The 21,443-nt window shown below is 51.6% G+C and carries 15 protein-coding genes; 14 read left to right on the forward strand and 1 reads right to left on the reverse strand.

The features are described 5' to 3' along the window. Positions 1 to 58 precede the first annotated feature (58 nt). Positions 59 to 1,126 carry a Lin1244/Lin1753 domain-containing protein gene (locus tag ST42_RS12730; RefSeq protein WP_044073769.1) on the reverse strand — a complete coding sequence of 356 codons (1,068 nt, stop codon included), beginning with the start codon at positions 1,124 to 1,126 and terminating at the stop codon, positions 59 to 61. Between the two features lie 2,603 nt (positions 1,127 to 3,729). Between ST42_RS12730 and ST42_RS12740 the strand changes: the two genes are divergently transcribed. From ST42_RS12740 to ST42_RS12795, 14 genes are all read left to right on the forward strand, one after another. Beyond that, positions 3,730 to 5,784 (forward strand): hypothetical protein, encoded by a 2,055-nt coding sequence (locus ST42_RS12740; protein ID WP_156139375.1) that lies wholly within the window; start codon positions 3,730 to 3,732, stop codon positions 5,782 to 5,784. A gap of 624 nt (positions 5,785 to 6,408) precedes the next feature. Further along, positions 6,409 to 7,815: a S8 family serine peptidase gene (locus ST42_RS12745; RefSeq protein WP_044073772.1), complete on the forward strand. Its 1,407-nt coding sequence runs from the start codon at positions 6,409 to 6,411 to the stop codon at positions 7,813 to 7,815. Between the two features lie 407 nt (positions 7,816 to 8,222). Continuing rightward, on the forward strand, positions 8,223 to 9,089 hold the full coding sequence (locus ST42_RS12750) for a hypothetical protein (protein ID WP_044073773.1): 867 nt from the start codon (positions 8,223 to 8,225) through the stop codon (positions 9,087 to 9,089). After that, positions 9,068 to 9,253: a hypothetical protein gene (locus tag ST42_RS13935; RefSeq protein ID WP_044074133.1), complete on the forward strand. Its 186-nt coding sequence runs from the start codon at positions 9,068 to 9,070 to the stop codon at positions 9,251 to 9,253. The genes ST42_RS12750 and ST42_RS13935 overlap by 22 nt, the downstream gene beginning before the upstream one ends. Positions 9,254 to 9,361: 108 nt before the next feature. Then, positions 9,362 to 10,717 carry an exodeoxyribonuclease VII large subunit gene (gene xseA / locus ST42_RS12755; protein ID WP_231557044.1) on the forward strand — a complete coding sequence of 452 codons (1,356 nt, stop codon included), beginning with the start codon at positions 9,362 to 9,364 and terminating at the stop codon, positions 10,715 to 10,717. Between the two features lie 527 nt (positions 10,718 to 11,244). After that, complete coding sequence (xseB, locus tag ST42_RS12760; protein ID WP_022316289.1) at positions 11,245 to 11,436, forward strand: exodeoxyribonuclease VII small subunit; 192 nt, start codon at positions 11,245 to 11,247, stop codon at positions 11,434 to 11,436. 284 nt (positions 11,437 to 11,720) lie between these two features. Next, complete coding sequence (locus ST42_RS12765) at positions 11,721 to 12,743, forward strand: branched-chain amino acid aminotransferase (RefSeq protein WP_022316288.1); 1,023 nt, start codon at positions 11,721 to 11,723, stop codon at positions 12,741 to 12,743. Between the two features lie 43 nt (positions 12,744 to 12,786). Beyond that, a complete protein-coding gene (locus ST42_RS14620) occupies positions 12,787 to 13,008 on the forward strand; it encodes a DUF6722 family protein (RefSeq protein ID WP_044065607.1) in 222 nt (73 codons plus the stop codon). A gap of 267 nt (positions 13,009 to 13,275) precedes the next feature. Then, a complete protein-coding gene (trmB, locus tag ST42_RS12770) occupies positions 13,276 to 14,046 on the forward strand; it encodes a tRNA (guanosine(46)-N7)-methyltransferase TrmB (RefSeq protein WP_044065608.1) in 771 nt (256 codons plus the stop codon). Between the two features lie 207 nt (positions 14,047 to 14,253). Further along, a complete protein-coding gene (locus ST42_RS12775) occupies positions 14,254 to 15,378 on the forward strand; it encodes an Mrp/NBP35 family ATP-binding protein (protein WP_044073775.1) in 1,125 nt (374 codons plus the stop codon). 138 nt (positions 15,379 to 15,516) lie between these two features. Continuing rightward, positions 15,517 to 17,076, forward strand: coding sequence for an ATP-binding protein (locus tag ST42_RS12780; RefSeq protein ID WP_044073815.1), 1,560 nt, complete (start codon positions 15,517 to 15,519; stop codon positions 17,074 to 17,076). 190 nt (positions 17,077 to 17,266) lie between these two features. Beyond that, on the forward strand, positions 17,267 to 18,145 hold the full coding sequence (locus ST42_RS12785; protein ID WP_022317662.1) for a hypothetical protein: 879 nt from the start codon (positions 17,267 to 17,269) through the stop codon (positions 18,143 to 18,145). A gap of 109 nt (positions 18,146 to 18,254) precedes the next feature. Continuing rightward, positions 18,255 to 19,745 (forward strand): TolC family protein, encoded by a 1,491-nt coding sequence (locus ST42_RS12790; protein ID WP_231557045.1) that lies wholly within the window; start codon positions 18,255 to 18,257, stop codon positions 19,743 to 19,745. A 625-nt stretch (positions 19,746 to 20,370) separates the two neighbouring features. Further along, the gene (locus ST42_RS12795) at positions 20,371 to 21,354 is read left to right on the forward strand and encodes an HlyD family secretion protein (RefSeq protein ID WP_044073777.1); all 984 of its coding nucleotides are present in this window, start codon (positions 20,371 to 20,373) and stop codon (positions 21,352 to 21,354) included. The last annotated feature ends 89 nt before the right edge of the window (positions 21,355 to 21,443 follow it).

The raw sequence follows: 21,443 nt of genomic DNA on the forward strand, positions 1-21,443 counted from the left end.
AATGAGGGTTAGCGGCGAAATAAACGGCGTTTTAACACGATTTTAACATAAGGGCGCCCTACATGTTCCCCTCTATGATCTTCACTATGCGGTCGTCGGTAGACAGCATCCAGTTCAGGTCGGCAGGCTGCCGCAACCGTCCGTCGCGGGCATTTAGATATGGCGAGTTCGCGGCGCGGAACACGAAGCGGCTGATTTCCTCGTCGGTATAGTTCTGTCGGAGCCTGACGAGCCTCTTGCGCCTCTCGCCGTTTACCACCCTGATGGGGCGCAGCCTGCTGTTCGTGGATGTCAGCACACTGTTCCAGTAGTTGCTGAAATATGCCAGAAAGCTCTCGATGCGCGCTTCTTTGCCGCCTGCTGCCGATGGTGTACTTCCTTTACTGTGCGAACTGGTAGTATTGACACAACTGCCATCTTCGTTAGCTGCCGATGCCTCTACTTTCTCTTTAGTAGCCGCTTCTTTCGTTCCAGAGCCCTTGTCACAGTCTTTTTCGCCCTTGTCACAGTCTTTTTCTCCCTTGTCAGGAGAGTCAGAAGCTTTGTTTTCTGAGGTTTTCAGATTACTGTCATTCTCTCCGCCATTGTCTTCAGCGAGAGAATTTCTCTTCTCTTCTGCTCTTTCTTTTTCTTTATCTTTTTCTTTTAGGGGATGCAGGGGGAGATTTTCTTTTTCTTTCTTTTGTGCATAAACCATCGCAGAAGTGCCTGTATATGGGCGTTCTGAAGCTGTCGTACAGTCGTTTCCGCCCTCTTCAACGTCCTCCTCGCTGCCCTCCTCACCGGCATCAGCCGGCATGTCGCTGGGGTTGAGAGACAGGCGTCCGTCGTTGAAGCAGAAGAGGTGGTAGTCCTCCGCCACGCATTTCACCAGCTGTTCGTCCACACGGAAGTCGAATGCCAACACCTTGTAGTCGTCTATTGCATATTCGCATCTGTCAGACTCGGCAATCTTCTCCATCAGCATGTGATACACGGCATAGCCCTCAATACCGTGGTCCATGCGCAGTTTCAGTATGCGGTCATCGTTGCGTGATGCCGCGATGGGGTAGGAGCGTACAGCTTTTCTGCCTCTCCTCGATCTTGTCTTTCGCTCTTTTGCGATTCTCGTTGTGGTGTTTCTCATGGAATTTATTTTTTATATTACATTGAATGTTCAGATTACCGTTTTGTGGGTAGAATACTACATTGAATGGTCAGATGGCCGTTTAGTGTATTATCGTAATGTTTCCGTTTACCTGTATGGATAATTTCACGCAAAAGTATCGAAAAGGAAAATTCCGGTGTCCAGTTTCATACGGTTATGGTATCTTGATTGATGTTATGATGTTGTTCTGTCACAGACATCAGCCCCCTCTTGTTCTCAAACCCATCCTAACCTTCCCCAAGGGAAGGAACAAGTTACCCTGCTTTGTCAAAGACTTCTTCAGCCAATGACATCAGCCCCCACCTAGCCTCCCCCGAAGGATAACCCATCCTAGCCTTCCCCAAGGGAAGGAACAAGTTACCCTGCTTTGTCAAAGACTTCTTCAGCCAATGACATCAGCCCCCACCTAGCCTCCCCCGAAGGATAACCCATCCTAGCCTTCCCCAAGGGAAGGGACAGGTTACCCTGCTTTGTCAAAGACTTCTTCAGCCACTGACATCAGCCCCCACCTAGCCTCCCCCGTAGGGGAGGGACAGATGCCATTGGCTTTTGATTATTGTCTGTAGCTACTAGATTGTCAGTGGTTTATCATTAACAATGGTAACCAGCTTCTCCCCCGTTGGGGAGATGTAGGTTACTCTTGTTTTGTCAAAGACTTCTTCAGTCAATGAACTTCAGCCCCCTCTCGTTCTCCCCCGTTGGGGAGATGCAGGTTACTCCGAATTGTTAAAGACAGGTTGATGCAGGTTACTCCGAATTATTAAAGACAGATGGATGCAGGTTACTCTGGTTAATGACAAATGTTTGATAATAAGACATCTATAGATAACAATTATATAGCCAATGGTATCTGTCCCGCCCCTACGGGGGAGGCTAGGTGGGGGCTGATGTCGGAAAGCGGTTCATATATATCATGACAAGTTACTCCGACAATGATTCCTGCCAATGAACTTCAGCCCCCTCTCGTTCTCCCCCGTTGGGGAGATGTAGGTTACTCCGAATTGTTAAAGATAGGTTGGTGTAGGTTACTCCGAATTGTTAAAGACAGGTTGGTGCAGGTTAAAGACTTGTTGGTGCTGGTTACTCTTGTTGATGTGTCAAACGTTTCATTTCATTGGGATTTTTGTGCAGTTTTGGGCACGGTGCGTGCCCACTTGGGGCAAGCACGTTACCCAACATGGGCAAGCACGTTGCCCCACTTGGGCACGTTTGCTGCACGGATGTTGCCCATTTGTCCCCAATATGGCAGACTCCGTCTGGGCTTAAGCAGAATCCTGCTTGTCCACTTGTTTGCGACGAACCAAGAGTATCTGTCCCTCCCCGTTGGATAACCCATCCTAGCCTTCCCCAAGGGAAGGGACAAGTTACTTTGGCGACTGATTTCAGTCAATCACATTAGCCCCTCTCGTTCTCCCCCGTAGGGGAGAAGCTAGTTACCATTGTTAATGATAAACCACTGACAATCTAATAGCTACAGACAATAATCAAAAGCCAATGGCATCTGTCCCTCCCCTACGGGGGAGGCTAGGTGGGGGCTGATATGATTGGCTGAAATCAGTTGCAGAGTTACTTGTTCCTTCCCTTGGGGAAGGTTAGGATGGGTTGCCCTTTGGGAAGGTTAGGATGGGTTTGAGGTTAGGTGGGGGCTGTTGTCGATATGCTGAGTAACAATAGCGATACCGCCAGGAAAAGGGAGTGCCCCAGCACTCGCAAATCCCAATAAATCAACCCCAAATCCAAGAATCATTAGCTCAATAATATCAAAAAAATCCGTGAAAGACCAATCCGTGTCAAGTCCGTGCTATCCGTGTTTCTTTTTTGATTTGTGTCCACGCCGAAGGCTGGGGACACACAACGACAACACGGAATAAATTAATCTGTGAGAAATAAGGTATAAATTAATCCGTGAGAAATGGTGTCCATCAGCCTTCGGCGATGTCCACCGGTCTAAAATGAAACACGGATATCACCGATGCACACGGATAAATCATCACTGATCATTTTAGACCTGTTTTTTTGATTTAACCCAAATCGGTCATTAGGGCTTGCATGGATTTTGTTTTTTAGAAGAGTGGATTTTGTTTGGCTTTTAATGAGTAATAGCGGGCTATTGCGAATTAAAAACGAGCAAAAGACGCCTTATAAAAAGCAAAAGACTGCAAGCAGTTATTAAAATTATACATTAAACGGCCTAATGACCGATTTGGGTTTAATTTGGGATTTTCTATGGATTCGCGAGTGCTTGTGGCGCTCCCTTTCCCTTAGTCAATAGCATCATTAATACTTCACTGTTGTGTCTACATATTCCTCTGTGCAGTCCCCCAAAATGCAGTCTTTCTATAGTCTCGTTTTGTAAATTCATGTGCGAAATTTACAAATCAGGTGATTTTGTAAGAAATTGGCCATTTTTTGTAAATTATATCCTACTGACTTTATCCGGAAATCGCTTACTTTGCAGGCGAAAACAATGCCTTTAGTGGCAAAACAATGCCTTTAGTGGCAAAACAATGCCTTTAGTGGCAAAACAATGCCTTTAGGGGCATAACACAAAAACATGTTTAATTATTAAAACCCAACTGATTATGAAAAAACTAAACCGTAACCAACAGTCAGTCATCCCGCGGCTCCTTGAGAATTCTGCAAGAGGCGGAGCCTGGATGCGCATGTTCTTCATGCTTGTGATAATGATGATGTCGTCAGCGTTCGCGATGGCGCAAGAAACGTATGGCATCAAGATTGCCGGAGAGGATATTACAGGCTACAACCGTTATGACCTCACCGAAATCAGCGGAGTGAGCGGCAAGGTGTATTTCGACCCGAACACAAGAACCCTGACGCTCGACAACGCCACTATTGAGGCAAATGACTATAACGCCATCTTGAACGAAACCTGCGACTACCTTACGATAGAGTTGATCGGCACAAACACCATTTATGTTACTGGCGCGGCTGGCATATACCTGAAAGAGGAGACGACAATTTGGAGCAACAGCGGCGGAAAACTCAGCGTAAAGAGCAACGGATGCGCCTTGCTCTACGGCGGTTGTCCTCTCGAAATCAGCAACTGCTGGTTGGAGGCAGAGGGCTTATGGGGCATATCCACAAACAGAAACGTGGAAGAAGAGGTGCTCACCATCCACAACTCCCACGTGGAAGCCAAGGGCTCTTCGGGTTCCATCTGCGATATCGCCGACCTTGTGCTTGACTACTGTTCCATCAAACAACCCGACGGTGCTTGGTTCAGTACACTGAATAATGCCGTGGTATTGAACGGTGAGATGGTCACCGACAAGGTGGTGATTGAGCCTTACTATGGCATCAAGATTGCCGACGTGGATGTGACAAAGAAGAACTGCAAGGACCTCAGCGTCATTGACGGTGTGGATGGAAAGATGAGCTACGATCCCGAGACTAAGACTCTTACTATGGAGGATGTTACTATTAACATAACTGGCGAAAAAGTTGGAATTTGGAATAGAGATGTAAAAGGCTTGAAGATTAATTTAGTCGGCAATAACACTATTACGACAAATGATGCATGTATTACGATATGGCAACCATCAACCATTAGTGGTTCTGGAACTCTCAGACTGAAGAGCAGTGATAATTGTGGATTATTTCTGCCCTCTTCGCTCACAGTTGAAGGCGTCACGATATATGCGGAAGGAGAATGGGGGATCTCCGGACAAATATTTCAGACATCAGGTAATGAGCTCACTATTTGCAACGCATACGTTGAGGCAACTGGCAGCTCAGGCTCAATCTGCGACCTTCAAAACCTCGTGCTTGACGGCTGCGCTATCACCCAGCCAGTGGGTGCTTCCTTCGATGCAAACAGTTACGCTGTGGTGCTCAACGACAAGTTGGTCACCGACAAGGTGGTGATTGAGCCAGACAGCTATGGCATCTATATCGCCGATAAGCCGGTGACAACACTCAACTGCAAAGACCTCACAAGCATCTACGGAGTGAGCGGTAACGCCTCTTACGACCCCGACACAAGAACTCTCACTCTTGACAACGCCACCATCGAAAGAAACACTACCGATGGAACGGGCATTGTGAACAAGCTTGTCTCCGACTTCACCGTCAAGCTGATAGGCAAGAACACCGTTACAGCCGACATGGCAAGCTTGGTATTGAATCAGACGTCTACCATCACCGGCGACGGTTCGCTCCATCTCACGAGCAAGCGATTCTGCGGTCTAGACATGGAGAGCGCTTCCGTAACCATCGACAACACCAGTCTGTTTGTCAAGGGTGGCTATGGCATAGCTGGTTATATTGGAGCAGAGACGGAGGTGCTCATCGTGCGCAACTCTTACGTAGAGGCAGAAGGCTTCGGCAGCGGATCTATCTCACTCATCGGCAAGCTCATCCTGGAGGACTGCGCCATCACACAACCCGACGGTGCTGAGTTCGACGCACAGATAAGGGCTGTGGTATTGAACGGCGAGGTGCTTAAGACAAAGGTGGTGATTGAGCCTGTCACCAACGGCATTAGCGACATCACAGTGGACGCATCAGCCAACGCAAAGGGTATCTATAGCGTGACGGGCGTGAAGCAGACCCAGCAATGGAACGAACTCCCTGCCGGCATCTACATCGTGGACGGCGTGAAGAGAGTGAAGAAATAGAAAGGTGTGTCATAACTCCATTATTATCAGCCCCCCAACCGGTGATTGTGCCGGTTGGGGGGTTACGTTTTTTTTTCTTATATAAAAGTTGTTACTTTGCCTCTGACTTCAGCCCCCACCTAGCCTCCCCCGTAGGGGAGGGACAGATACCATTGGTTACATGATTATCGTTTGTAGTTATCTGATTATCAATCGTTTATCAATAGTAATAGTAACTGTCCCTCCCCTACGGGGGAGGTTAGGTGGGGGCTGATATGATTGGCGGAAGTTAGTTGCAGAGTAACCAGTTCCTTCCCTTGGGGAAGGTTAGGATGGGTTGCCCTTTGGGAAGGTTAGGATGGGTTATCCTTTGGGAAGGTTAGGATGGGTTATCCTTTGGGAAGGTTAGGATGGGTTATCCTTTGGGAAGGTCAGGATGGGTTATCCTTTGGGAAGGTCAGGATGGGTTATCCTTTGGGAAGGTTAGGATGGGTTATCCTTTGGGAAGGTTAGGATGGGTTATCCTTTGGGGAAGGTCTGTATGGATTAAACTTAATCTTTGTCTTTTCAACTATTTTGTTTACTTTTGCATTCCGATAATTCTATATACATACACACCATATTATATATAAATACAGACGCACTATGCGAAACGATAAACTCCTACCCATGATAGTGACCCTCGTGTCACTCCTGCTCACGACGATGCTTCCGGCAGAGGCACGCAACAACGGTTCGGCAAAGATACCATATCCCGGAGGCAAGCATTATATGTACAGACTCACGCTCACCGACAAGCTGCCATCGATTCACATGATGAGCAATCCACTGTCGTTCCTCTCGGCAAAGGCACTGGAGAGACGCCGCCGACAGGGAATCAGCGTGGATACGCTCGATGTGCCCGTGGCGCAGCAGTATGTGGACGAGGTGGAGAAGCTGCCGGGGATGAAGGTGGTGAGCCGCAGCCGCTGGAGCAACACCATTGTGGTGCGCACGAAGGACGGCGAAGCCACCGGGCGCCTCTCCCTGCTGCCCTTCGTCAGCGATGTCAGGATGGTGTGGGTGTCGCCGGATTCCATCGTGCCTACACCGCCGCGCCCCAAATACCACACCGAGATAGAGCAGCGCGACACCTCGATACACGCTTCCCACGGAGTGGCGCAGCCGCAGCTGGAGATGGTGGGTGGAGTGAAGCTCCATGAGAGGGGATTCCGCGGACAGGGAATGACGATTGCAGTGATGGATGCCGGTTTTCTGAATGCCGACCTCATTCCGGCGTTCAGGGATATAAACCTCGTAGGCTATGCCGACTTTGTGGTGCCACAGTCGCGGAGCATCTTTGCCGAGATGGAGCATGGCGCCAACGTGCTCTCCATCCTGGCGATAAACAAACCGGGGGTGTATGTGGGAGCCGCTCCCGATGCCGCCTATTGGCTGCTGCGCTGCGAAGACCAGCAGTCGGAGCAGCCAGTGGAAGAGGACTACTGGGCTGCGGCGGCAGAGTTTGCCGACAGTGCGGGAGTCGACGTGATAAGCTGTTCGCTCGGTTTCAACATCTACGACAAGCCCTTCACCAACTATTACTCCTACTGGCAGCAGGACGGCAGGACGGCACTCATCTCGCGTATGGCGTCGACGGTGGCGAGCCGCGGCATGGTGCTCGTGAACAGTGCCGGCAACAACGGTCAGGACCCATGGAAGAAGATCGGGTTCCCTGCCGACGCCCGTGATATGCTGTGTGTGGGAGCCGTCACTCCGGAGCGCCGCAACGCCTCGTTCAGCAGCGTGGGACCCTCTGCCGACGGCAGGGTGAAGCCCGACGTGATGGCGCAGGGCAGTCCGACGAACATACTCTCGGAGCGCGGCACACTGACGTCGGTGATGGGAACCTCCTTCTCCTGTCCCATCGTGGCAGGTCTCACGGCATGTCTGTGGCAGGAGCACCGCGAGATGACGGCGCTGCAGATAATAGACCTCGTGCGCAGTCTCGGCGACAACTTCAGCCATCCTGACAACGTGTATGGATATGGCGTGCCGGATTTCTCGAAATGAGGTCCCGCTGGAGGTTGGATTCGTCTTGGGTGGTGTCGGGTAGTAGCACTGTTTGCTGATTTATCAATAAACATTTTGCCCGCTTATTTGTCATCTGATACCGCCGGGAAAGGGAGTGTCCCGGCACTCCCTTTTCCTGTCGATATGGAAAAAATAGAGTGATGACCATATTTAATATATTCGTAAACAAATAATCAAGTAATTTTTAGGATTGTTTAGATTTTTTCATTACATTTGCCGACGCAAGCAAGACAAGACATCTGAACAGACCCTTTGCCTAAAGAGGCTACTATGAGTCGGTCTGCCTATAGACACCATATCCACACTGGCAAACACAGAAGCGAAGCTATGCGGACAGAGGTGTGGCAAGTAAAATGAAAACTAATTAAAAAAAAACAATACTATTTATGAAAAGAACAAGATTCTCTCTTCTCGTCGCACTCATCGCGATGAGTCTTTCTGCTACGGCACAGACCGCTAGCCAAGTACTCCGAAGTCTTACATTCGATGCCCCCAAGGCACTCTATCACCCCAAAGGAAACTCTGCAAACATGAGGCAAACTCCAAGCACCAAAGCAAGGAAAGTGGCAGTATACAAAAGCTACGACCAGGGCTGGTGGCTGCCCAACGCACAAATCGTTGCCGACGAGGGCGACAACCCTGACTGGGTGAAGGCCAATGTGGAAGGTAAAACCGTTTACATGAGCAAGTCTGTGATGACAAAAGTGGTGCCGGAGCCGTTTATGGTGAACAAATGTCAGAACACGCCATATGTATGGACGACAACCGACGACCCCGACGCCACGGCAGGATGGATGGCACAGGCCATGAGCTGGCGCATAGGTAAGGTGAAAGGACAGTCGGGACTCTACGTTGCCGAGGTTACCGACTACGACGGTGCCACATCGCTGCGCCTGGGAAAGATGGTGGACAACGTGCTCGTGTTCAAATACAAAGTGTTCTTTGCAGGCGGCTCCGATTATGAGCGACTCGAAGGCGTAGGGAAATGGGTGGCAGAGAAGGAAGCCTGCCAGGACTTCCCATACAACGGAGCCAAGGTGTGCTACTTCAGATGGAGCAACGACATGCTCTATAAGGCAGATATTGACTTCGAAGACGGCGGAGGCATGATATATGAGGCCCTCGATCTTACAAAGCTCACCGAGCCGATGGTATACACTATCTTCAAAGACGAGATAGATAACGGAAGGATAAACTACTTCTATCTTACATCCTTTAACTTCACCGGCAAATGGGGACGCACATTCATGTAGGCACAGCCAACCGCCGCAACGCCTTAGCCCTACTCCTCCTTGCCCTCGCTATGCTGTTCAATACGGCAGTGCTCAAAGTGGCACTTCCCGGCACTCAACGGCAAGAAACCCATAGGCTGCAAATAGCGCCACCCGTACAAGGCAGACAGGATACACTCTTCTGAAAAGAGAAAATCCAGACGAACGCTGATGACCGATCAGGGATAACCTCAGTCCTCGCCCCCGGCACGATATGACCGGAGGCGGGGATTATTTTTTTTTATTCCGGGCGGATGGAAAGAGAAAAATCTGTAACTTTGCAGAAATACACACATATACCAGATATGCACTACACACTCTTTGAACTCAACAACCTCGTGAGGCAGACCATCGAACAGACCCTCTCGGAGGAATACTGGGTGGAAGCCGAGCTGAGCGAGGCACGCCAGGTGAACGGCCACTGCTATATGGAACTCGTGGAGAAAGACGACCTCCACAACACCCCCGTGGCTAAGGCATCGGCAAAATGCTGGCGCGGCACGTGGAGCAGGATCCTGCCCAAGTTCATGACCGTGACGGGAGCACAGCCAAGGGCAGGCATGAAGGTGCTGATGAAGGTGTATCCGCAGTTTCATGAAGCCTACGGGTTCTCATGGATAGTGACCGACATCGACCCCACATACACCCTCGGCGACATGGCGCGCCGCCGCCAGGAGATAGTGAGGCGGCTGAAAGAAGAAGGGGTGTTCGACCTCAACAAACAGCTCCCCCTGCCGCTCTTCGCCCAGCGCATCGCCGTGGTGTCGAGCCAGACGGCGGCAGGACTCGGCGACTTCTGCCATCAGCTCACACACAACGGATATGGCTTCGCCTTCACCATAGAACTCTTCACTGCCACGATGCAGGGCGAGGGAGTGGAGCAGAGCGTTGTGGCTGCCCTAAACGACATCTACGGCAGGGCAGACCGGTTTGACTGCGTGGTGATAATCCGTGGCGGAGGAGCCACAAGCGACCTCTCCGGCTTCGACTCGCTGATGCTCGCCGAGAATATCGCCAACTTCCCCCTGCCCGTGATAACCGGAATCGGACACGACCGCGACGAGACCGTTGCCGACATGGTGGCACACACCAGGGTGAAGACGCCGACGGCAGCCGCCGCACTGCTCATCGACAATCTGAAAGCCGTTGCCGACCGCATCGACACGGCGGCACGCCGCATCCACGACAACACCCGGCTGCTGATGCAGCGCGAGACGCAGCGGCTCGACCGCATCACGCATCTCATACCCACATATCTCTCGCTCGTCACCACACGGCAGACGTCGCGTCTCGACACCCTCTCCTCGCGCCTCGCCACGGCAGCCACTGCGGCAGTGGAGCGGCAGAGCGTGAGGCTGCAGATGGCAGAAGGACGTATCCGGCCGGCAGTAGACCGCCGCATGACGGCGGAGCGCCACAGGATGGAGATGATGAGTCAGCGCCTTGCCGCCCTCGATCCCCAGCTGCTGCTCAGCCGAGGATATTCGATAACGACGCACAACGGCAAGGCGGTGACCGACAGCTGCCAGCTCTCTCCCGGCGACGTGGTGGAGACGAGGCTCGCAAAGGGTAGGGTGGAGGCGAAGGCAGTGGCGGTATACCCATCCTAGCCTTCCCCAAGGACAACCCATCCTAACCTTCCCCAAGGGAAGGAACAGGTTACTCTGGATACTGCCATCAGCCCCCACCTATCCTCCCCCGTAGGATAACCCATCCTAGCCTTCCCCAAGGGAAGGGACAAGTTACTTTGGCGACTGATTTCAGTCAATCACATTAGCCCCCTCTCGTTCTCCCCCGTAGGGGAGAAGCTGGTTACCATTGTTAATGATAAACCACTGACAATCTAGTAGCTACAGACAATAATCAAAAGCCAATGGCATCTGTCCCTCCCCTACGGGGGAGGCTAGGTGGGGGCTGATGTCATTGGCTGAAATCAGTTGCAGAGTTACCTGTTCCTTCCCTTTGGGAAGGTTAGGATGGGTTGCCCTTGGGGAAGGTTAGGATGGGTTTGAGAATGAGAGGGGGCTGATGTGATTGGCAGAAATCATAGGCAGAGTAATTTGTCATGATATATATGAACCGCCTTCATGCCATCATCCCAACAAAAATAATAGTCATTTATAAATAAAAAAACATCATGTCAGAGAAGAAATTCAACTACGAAGAAGCTGTCACCCAGCTCGAAACAATAGTTCGCAAGATGGAAAGCGGAGAACTCGACATCGACTCCCTCTGCGACCAGCTCAAGACCGCCAAGCAACTGATAGAGAAATGCAAGGCGAAGCTCCAGAAGACCGACGCCGAGATAAAGAAACTGCTCGACGAATGACAGTGGGCACCGCTCCGTATGTTCAGCCGACAGCCCCCTGTACCCGTTGCAGTCAGTATATCAGATTCGCTTCCATCTGCCTTGACTTTTATCTGCCTACAGTACCCGTCCCGTTGCATTCCACAATCAGCCGGCCCTGATGCCCGATATTGATGCAAAACGGCAATTCTGTGCCCTTTGGCGAGGGTGATTTTGCAGAAAAAAAGAAATTCCCTCGATTTTTATTGCAGAGAATGAATATTCTTACTAAATTTGCGGCAGATTAACTTTAAAACGATTACAATATGAAAGATTTGGATTGGTCTAATTTAGGCTTTGGTTACAGAAAGACAGACTATAACGTGCGTTGCTACTATCGCGACGGCAAATGGGGCGAGATTGAAGTCTGCTCCAGTGAATACGTTAATCTGCATATGGCAGCTACCTGTCTGCACTACGGACAGGAGGCATTCGAGGGACTCAAGGCATTCCGCTGCCCGGACGGTAAGGTGCGCGTGTTCCGCATGGACGAGAACGCAGCCCGTCTGCAGTCTACATGCCGTGGCATCATGATGCCTGAGGTGTCTACAGAGCTCTTCGAGGAGATGGTGGCAAAGGTGGTACGCCTCAACCAGGAGTACATCCCAACATACGAGAGCGGAGCATCGCTCTATATCCGTCCGCTGCTCATCGGAACAAGCGCCCAGGTAGGTGTTCACCCTGCAACAGAGTATGTGTTCATCATCTTCGTCACACCGGTAGGTCCATACTTCAAGGGCGGTTTCTCTACCAACCCATACGTCATCGTACGCGAGTACGACCGTTCAGCTCCTCTCGGCACCGGTAAGTACAAGGTGGGTGGAAACTATGCAGCTTCTATGCAGGCCAACCATCTGGCACACGAGAAGGGCTACGCTTGTGAGTTCTATCTCGACGCCAAGGAGAAGAAATACATGGACGAGTGTGGTGCTGCCAACTTCTTCGGTATCAAGAACAACACCTACGTTACTCCTAAGTCAACATCTATCCTCCCTTCAATCACCAACAAGAGCCTCATGCAGCTCGCTGAGGACTTCGGTCTGAAGGTAGAGCGTCGCCCTATCCCGGAAGAGGAGCTGGAGACCTTCGAGGAGGCAGGAGCATGCGGAACAGCAGCCGTTATCAGCCCTATCTCTTATATCGACGACCTCGACACCGGCAAGCGCTACACATTCAGCAAGGATGGCAAGCCAGGTCCTATCTCACACAAGCTCTACACACATCTGCGCAACATCCAGTATGGTATCGAGCCTGACACACACGGATGGACTAAGGTGATTATCGACTAAGATAAAGTATAGATAATTCGATATACTCTCAAGGCAAAAATACATGAGGCAGGAATTTGGTAGATGGTTCTTGGATGTGGCGAAATATATTTTGACTGCATTGTTGTTATCTTCTTTCTTCGGAGAGATGAACAATATATACTACACAATTCTCGCTTTTTGTATTTTTGCCTTGTGTTTATTAGTAGGGGCTTTGTTGTTAAACCCAAATCTTTCATTAGGGCTTGCTTGGATTTTGTTTTTTAGAAGAGTGGATTTAGTTTGACTTTTAATGAGTAATAGCGAGCTATTGCGAATTAAAAACAAGCAAAAGACGCCTTATAAAAATCAAAAGACAACAAGCAGTAATTAAAAACCAAACTAAACGTCCTAATGATAGTTTTGGGTTAACGGAAAAGATTATGATAAAACTATTGACAGTAGGTCTGATGGTCGTTTTCGCAATAATAGTGGCCCTCGTCACAATAAAAAAAGAAGAAAAGGACCAAACGCGGACAAAGCGTTGAACACTGAACCACGTACAACATCATAAATGAGTAAAGGAAAACTACAGAAATTCGCAGAGATGGAGACATTCAAGAATGTCTTCCAGTATCCATATTCAGTAATCGAAAACGTGCCCTTTGAGATGAAGGGCAAATGGCGCGAGGAATATTTCCACAACCAGAACCCCATTGTCCTGGAGCTGGGCTGTGGCAAGGGAGAATACACCGTGGGACTGGCACGCATGTTCCCCGACGTAAATTTCATCGGAGTCGACATCAAGGGAGCGCGCATGCACACCGGAGCAAAGCAGGCTCTGGAGGAAGGACTCCAAAATGCCGCTTTCCTGCGCACCAACATCGAGATAATCGACCGCTTCTTCGCCCCGGGCGAGGTGCAGGAGATATGGCTCACCTTCAGCGACCCGCAGATGAAGAATCCGCGCAAGCGTCTCTCCAGCACATACTTCATGGAGAGATACCGCCGCTTCCTCGTAGACGGAGGACTCGTGCATCTGAAGACAGACTCCAACTTCCTTTTCACATACACCAGACTCATGGTGGAGAAAAACGCACTGCCGGTATTGATGCAGACCGAAGACCTCTACCACGACCAGTCGCTCGACGACGACACCCGTTCTATCCTCTCCATCCACACATATTATGAAAACCAGTGGATAGACCGCGGACTGAACATCAAATACCTCAAATTCCGTCTGCCGGCCGCCGGCACTCTCGAAGAGTCTGACGTGGAAATCCCGCTCGACGAATACCGCAGCTACAAGCGCACGAAGCGTAGCGGAAAGGATTCGGCAAAGTGACCCATCTATATTTTGCAGGATAAATAAAAAAACGCTAACTTTGCAGTGACGTCTGTGAGGTTGGCGCTTTTTCGTATGGCGACAGTCTGCGGCGCCTGCCGTTTCGCGGCATTCCCGGCGTGGCATCCCCGTTTAGTGTGGGGCGTGTCAGCGGCGCGGTCAGTCTGCTATGCGGTTATCTTCAATGAAAATAAATTCAAGACAGAAATGACATTATATCCTAAACTCATTACCGATGCGTTGCAGACCGTGACGTATCCAGGCACCAAGAAGAATCTCATCGAGAGCGAGATGCTCGCCGACGACGTGCGTATCGCCGGCAGCAGCGTGTCGTTCACGCTCATCTTCCCCCGCGACACCGACCCGTTCCTGAAATCCACAGTCAAGGCTGCCGAGGCTGCCATCCGTTATGCTGTGAGCCAGCACGAAGGCGACGACTCCGGCAAGGAGATGACCATCGACATCAAACTGGAATATAAGTCCAAGCCGCGCCCTGAAGTGGGCAAGCTGCTCCCGGAGGTGAAAAACGTCATCGCCGTAAGCTCCGGAAAGGGCGGAGTGGGCAAGAGCACCGTGTCGGCAAACCTCGCCATCTCGCTCGCCCGTCTGGGCTACAAGGTGGGACTGCTCGACACCGACATCTTCGGTCCGTCGATGCCAAAGATGTTTGATGTTGAGGACGAGCGTCCGTATGCCGTGCCGGTGGACGGCCGCCAACTCATCCAGCCGATAGAGAAATATGGAGTGAAGCTCCTGAGCATCGGATTCTTCGTGAATCCCGACACCGCAACGCTGTGGCGAGGCGGTATGGCATCCAATGCCCTGAAGCAGCTCATCGCCGACGCCAACTGGGGCGACCTCGACTATTTCGTCCTCGACACGCCGCCGGGCACCAGCGACATCCATCTCACTCTGCTCCAGACCCTCGCCATCACGGGAGCCGTGATTGTGAGCACTCCGCAGAGCGTTGCCCTCGCCGACGCCCGCAAGGGTATCGACATGTATCGCAACGACAAGGTGAACGTGCCCATCCTCGGAATGGTGGAGAACATGGCATGGTTTACTCCTGCCGAACTGCCAGAAAACAAATACTACATCTTCGGCAAGGAGGGCTGCAAGAAATTGGCTGAAGAGCTCAATATCCCGCTGCTCGCACAGATTCCTCTCGTGCAGAGCATCTGTGAGGACGGCGACAAGGGAATGCCGGCGGCTTGCCATCCGGAGAGCATCACCGGACAGGCGTTCCTCAATCTCGCACAGGCAGTGGTGACAATGGTAAACCGCCGCAACCGCGAGCAGCCCAAGACCAAGATCGTGCCCGTGAAGGAGTGACGGCTTCCCCACCCGGTATGCCTCGGGGCAGAAGGGAGGGGAAGTGGAATGAGAACTGAAATACTGTGCAGACAGTAATGAAAACCCGATATGCGGTCTGATGACCGTTCTATAATCAAGCAGGGAGGATACGAGATCATGACCCAAAGAAGATATCCCATAGGAATACAGACGTTCAGCAAAATCAGAGAGAACGATATGTTGTATATAGACAAGACGGAGTATATATACAACATGGCACATGCTGCCGGAACGTATTATTTCCTCAGCCGTCCGCGACGCTTCGGCAAGTCGCTTCTCGTATCCACCATGCAGAGCTATTTCGAGGGAAGGCGAGACCTCTTCAGAGGACTGGCGATAGAGAAGCTGGAAAAGGAATGGACGGAATATCCCGTTGTCCTTCTCAGCATGGCAGGGGCCAAACACATGGATGTGGAGGGACTGCAGGAGTATCTGCTATATATACTGAAGGTGAATGAGGAACGCTTCGGAGTGGAATTCCATTCCGCGGCGCCCAATCTCAGGCTGACAAACCTCATCATGGCTGTTTATGAGAAGACCGGGCGACAGGTGGTGGTGCTTATCGACGAATACGACGCCCCGCTCCTCGATGTGGCGCATGAAGAGTCACAACTCGTGGCGATGCGCGACATCATGCGCAATTTCTACAGTCCGCTCAAAGACTGCGACCCATATCTGCGCTTCGTCTTCCTCACCGGCATCACGAAATTCTCGCAGCTCAGCATCTTCAGCGAACTGAACAATATCAGCAACATCTCCATGAAGGATGACTATGCCGGCATTTGCGGCATAACGGAAACGGAACTGTTGGACGACATGCAGGACGGCATCGACGGTCTGGCTCAGGCCAACGAGCTGACGCCGCGGCAGGTGGTGGCAAAGCTGAAGGAGAATTACGACGGCTACCATTTCTCGGCGCATTCGCCGGGAGTGTTCAATCCCTTCAGCCTGCTCAGCAGCCTCGCCAACAAAGACTTCGATTCCTACTGGTTCGCATCGGGCACACCCACATATCTCGTCAATATGTTGCAGAGATTCAATGTGCAGCCGGCGAGCCTGCAGCGGATGTGTGCCAAGTCGTCGGCTTTCGACTCGCCGACGGAAACCATGAAGACCATCACGCCGCTGCTCTATCAGAGCGGCTATATCACCATCAAGGGCTACGACAAGATAAGCCAGCTATACACCCTCGACCTGCCTAACAAGGAGGTGAAGGTGGGGCTCTTCGAGAGTCTGCTGCCCAACTATCTCGACGGCTCGTATGCCGAGCAGGGTGATGTGGCGATAGCCCGGATGTCGGTGCTCATCCGTCAGAACGACATCGACGGTGCCTTGAGGCTGCTGCAGACATTCCTCGCCACGGTGCCATACTGCAACGTGACAAATCATGAGGGGCATTATCAGCAGATGCTTTTCATCATCTTCACGCTGCTCACTCATTATGTGGTGGATGTGGAGGTGCACACGCCAAAGGGCAGGGTGGATATCGTGATGCTGACTGCCGACCGCCTTTACCTGATAGAACTGAAACTCAACAAGGATGCCGATGCTGCCATGAAGCAGATAGACCTGAAGAACTATGCCGAGCGCTTTGCCCTTTCTGGCAAACTGATTACTAAGGTGGGCATCAATTTCGACTCTTCCGTCGGCAATATCACCGACTGGCGGATAGCCTGACCTGTTGTTCTTTTTACCGATTGTCGGATAGCCAGGCTTCCATGTTGTTCTATTTTTCCTTAAAACCCTATAATTTTATGTTAGTTAAATATTAAGTAACGTAATTTTTTTCAGTCGTTGCTAAAAAGAAAGTAAATTTGCAAAATGGAAAGACAGGCTTTTATTTAGTAGCAATTTAAACATCAGCAATATGAACAAGAAAGTATTGATACCATTGGTAGTAGTGGGAGTGCTGCTCCTCGGCGGAATAGCTTATCTCACGATGAGTCTGCAGAAAGAGAAACAGGCTAACAAGGCTATGCAGGAGCTCGCCGAGATGGACAAGAAAGAGATGGAGAACGAATACCAGCAGTTTGCCGACCAGTATTCGGAGATGAAGACACGCATCAACAACGATTCCATCGTGGCACAGCTCACCCGCGAACAGGAGCGCACCGAAGCCCTGCTGCAGGAACTCAAAAACGTGAAGAGCAGTGACGCTCGCGAGATAGCACGCCTCAAGAAAGAGCTTGCCACATGCCGTGCCGTAATCCGCAGCTACGTGCTCGAGATCGACTCCCTCAATCGTCTCAATCAGAACCTCACAGCTGAGAACACCCGTGTGAAGGGACAGTATGAGGAGGCAACCCGACAGATCGAAGGTCTCAACTCCGACAAGGCATCACTCTCTGAGAAGGTGGCAATCGCCGCACAGCTCGACGCCACCGGCATCACCATGGGAGCCAAGAAGAAAAACGGAGCCAAGAAGAACGTGAAGAAAATCAAGGACGCCAAGCTCATCACCGTGGGATTCACCATAACACGAAACGTTACAGCCCAGAACGGCAAGCGCCAGCTCTATGTCAGAATCACCACACCGGCTGGTGGAGTGATGGGAGCCAGCGGATCGTTCAAGTATGAAAACCGTTCGCTGCAATACACCATGGCGAAGACCATCGAATATACCGGCAACGAGACTCCGGTGACTATGTACTGGAACGTGAGCGAGACTCTCAACCCCGGCACATACAGTGTGAGCGTATTCGCCGACGGCAACCTCATCGGACAGCGCAACTTCACATTCAAATAATGAGTAGACAAGTAGACACAAGATACGAGTAAACAAGGAGTCCGCACTGCTAATTTCCTCGTCAACTCGTCAACTTGTCAACTTGTCAACTTGCGATAATTATATCATAATGAACAGATTAAAAGCAACGATAGTCCTCTCCCTCCTCACCGCAACTGCTGTGGCTCAGGAGACGGACCATCACGAAACACAACACACAATAGAGTGTGAGGCGCGTGTGGCGTCGCCCCAGGTGCAGGCAGCACGCAGGGTGATGGCCGGCGGACCGCTCTCTCTGCAGACCTGCCGCGACATGGCGTTGGGCTACAACAAGACGCTCGCATCTAAACGCGTGCAGCGAGAGATGGCGGCACAGATGAGAAAGTCGGCACGCACGAAATATCTGCCGAGCCTCGATGTGATGGGTGGTGCGATATTCTCAAGCCGTGAGATTTCCATCCTCAACAACACCCAGAAGTCCACACTCAAGAACATCGGCACCTCGCTCGGCGGACTGCTCGGCATCAGCGACCCCAAACTGCAGGGAACGCTGAACCATCTGGGACAGGATGTGGTGGACGGCTTCCGCACCAACAACCGCGCCATGTATATGGCTTCGGCAATGGTGACGCAGCCGATATATATGGGTGGAGCCATCACGGCGGCAAACAATATCGCCGACATCAACGAGAAGATGGCTGCCGTAAACGAGGAACTGGCACGCCAGAACACGCTGCAGAACATCGACCAGACTTACTGGACCGTGGTGTCGCTCCGCCATAAACTCAACCTCGCCAACAGCTTCCTGCAGCTCGTGCAGAAACTCGACGACGATGTGCAGAAGATGATCACGGCGGGAGTGGCAACCAAGGCTGACGGACTCAAGGTCAGCGTGAAGGTGAACGAGGCGGAGATGGCGGTGACGCAGGTGGAAGACGGTCTCTCCCTTGCCAAGATGCTCCTCTGCCAGACCTGCGGAATGCCTGTGGAGTCTGACATCACGCTTGCTGACGAGGCGGCTTCGGCTATCGCCATCGAAGAGGATTCGGTAAACGGTGCCGACACCGTGGCATACTGGTATCGCCCCGAACTGGAACTGCTCTCCAATACCGTGGACATCAGCCGCCAGGCAACGAAACTCGCCAGGGCTTCCTATCTGCCGCAGGTGCTCCTCTCGGGAGGATACCTCATGACAAACCCTAACGTGTACGACGGATTCACAAGGAAGTTCGCCGGCGTCTGGAACGTGGGCGTGGTGGTACGCATCCCCGTATGGCACTGGATGGACGGCACTTACAAGGTGCGCGCCGCCAAGGCTGCCACTACGATTGCCGAACTCGAACTCGCCGAGACGCAAGAGAAGGTGGACCTCCAGGTGAGCCAGTGCAGCTTCAAGCTCAAGGAGGCACGTAAGAAATATGCTATGGCGACGAAAAACGTGGACAAGGCGGAGGAGAACCTTCGCTGTGCCAACGTGGGATTCAAGGAGGGTGTGCTCCAGACCACTGATGTGATGGAGGCGCAGACCGCATGGATGCAGGCGCAGTCGCAGAAAATAGACTCCGAGGTGGAGATAAAGATTGCCCAGGTGAACCTCAAGAAAGCTATCGGACAGATGTAGGACTAACCTCAAACCCATCCTGGCCTCAAACCCATCCTTGCCTCAAACCCATCCTAACCTTCCCCAAGGGAAGGGACTGGTTACTACAGCTAATTGTCATCAGCCCCCTCTCGTTCTCCCCCGTAGGGGAGATGCTGGTTACTCCGTTTGCGGATAAGTAACTGATAATAAGGTATCTACAGACAATAGTCTGATAGCCGATGGTATCTGTCCCTCCCCTACGGGGGAGGCTAGGTGGGGGCTGTTGTTGATTTGCTGTAATCAAGATACAGAGTAACTTGTCCCTTCCCTTGGGGAAGGTTAGGATGGGTTTGAGAACGAGAGGGGGCTGAATTGATTGGCAGAGAAACTTGTCCCGTCCCTTTAGTGGAGGTTAGGAGAAGCTTCTTTTAACCCGAATCGGTCGTTAGGGCTTGCTTGGATTTTGTTTTTTAGAAGGATGGATTTTGTTTGGCTTTTAATGAGTAATAGCAAGCTATTGCGAATTAAAAACAAGCAAAAGACGCCTTATAAAAATCAAAAGACTGCAAGCAGTATTAAAATAATACATTGAACGGCCTAATGACCGTTTTGGGTTTAAGGAAAACCGATAGTGAGCTGAATTTTTGCAACATAAATAACAACAATGGAAAATAAAGCACAAAAGAAAAGTATAGCATTGGCAACCGCTGGATTCACGGCGGTTGTCGTATTGGCAGGGCTGATAGGCTATTTCACCCTCGGCAGCCAGCCCGACATCATTCAGGGTGAAGTGGAAGTGGCAGAATACAGGGTATCGAGCAAGGTGCCCGGCAGAATTCTCGAACTCAGAGTGAAAGAGGGCGACTACGTACATGTGGGCGACACCCTCGCCATCCTCGACGCTCCCGAAGTGGAGGCTAAGAAGGCACAGGCACTCGGAGCCGAAGATGCGGCATCGGCAATGAAAGACATGGCAGACAACGGCGCGCGCCAGCAGCAGATACAGGGTGCCTACGAACTCTGGCAGCAGGCAAAGGCGGGTCTCGACATCGCCAAGAAGACCTACGACCGTGTGCAGCGCCTCTTCGGCGAGGGAGTGATGAGCGCACAGAAGCGCGATGAGGCTTTCGCCGCATACAAGGCTTACGAGGCGCAGGAGAAGGCTGCCAAGAGCCAGTATGACATGGCCAAGGAGGGTGCACGCAAAGAGGAGCGCGCTGCCGCCGCCGCACAGGTGAGCCGTGCCCGTGGTGCAGTGCAGGAGGTGAACTCATACATCCACGAAACGGTGCAGATAGCACAGGTGGAGGGTGAGGTCAGCGACATCTATCCCAACGTGGGAGAACTCGTCGGAACCGGTTCGCCTATCATGAGCATATCGGTGATGAGCGACATGTGGGGAACCTTCAACGTGCGCGAAGACCAGCTCTCGGGCATGAAGGTGGGTTCTGAATTCACCGCCTATTCGCCAGCCTTCAAGAAAGACATCAAGATGAAGGTGTACTACCTCAAAGACCAGGGCAGCTACGCCGTGTGGAAGGCCACGAAGTCTAACGGACAATACGACCTCAAGACTTTCGAGGTGAAGGCGCGCCCAGTGGGCAAGACCGATGGTCTGCGTCCGGGAATGACGCTCGTGATAAAGTAATTGCCCCCCACACATCTCCCTCTCCATGTCTCTTCGGCAGCGGTGGGGGAGAAACCACAACCCGATATAAAATGACTCAGACAAAGCAT

It is taken from the genome of Prevotella pectinovora, from assembly GCF_000834015.1.
Classification (GTDB): Bacteria; Bacteroidota; Bacteroidia; order Bacteroidales; family Bacteroidaceae; genus Prevotella; species Prevotella pectinovora.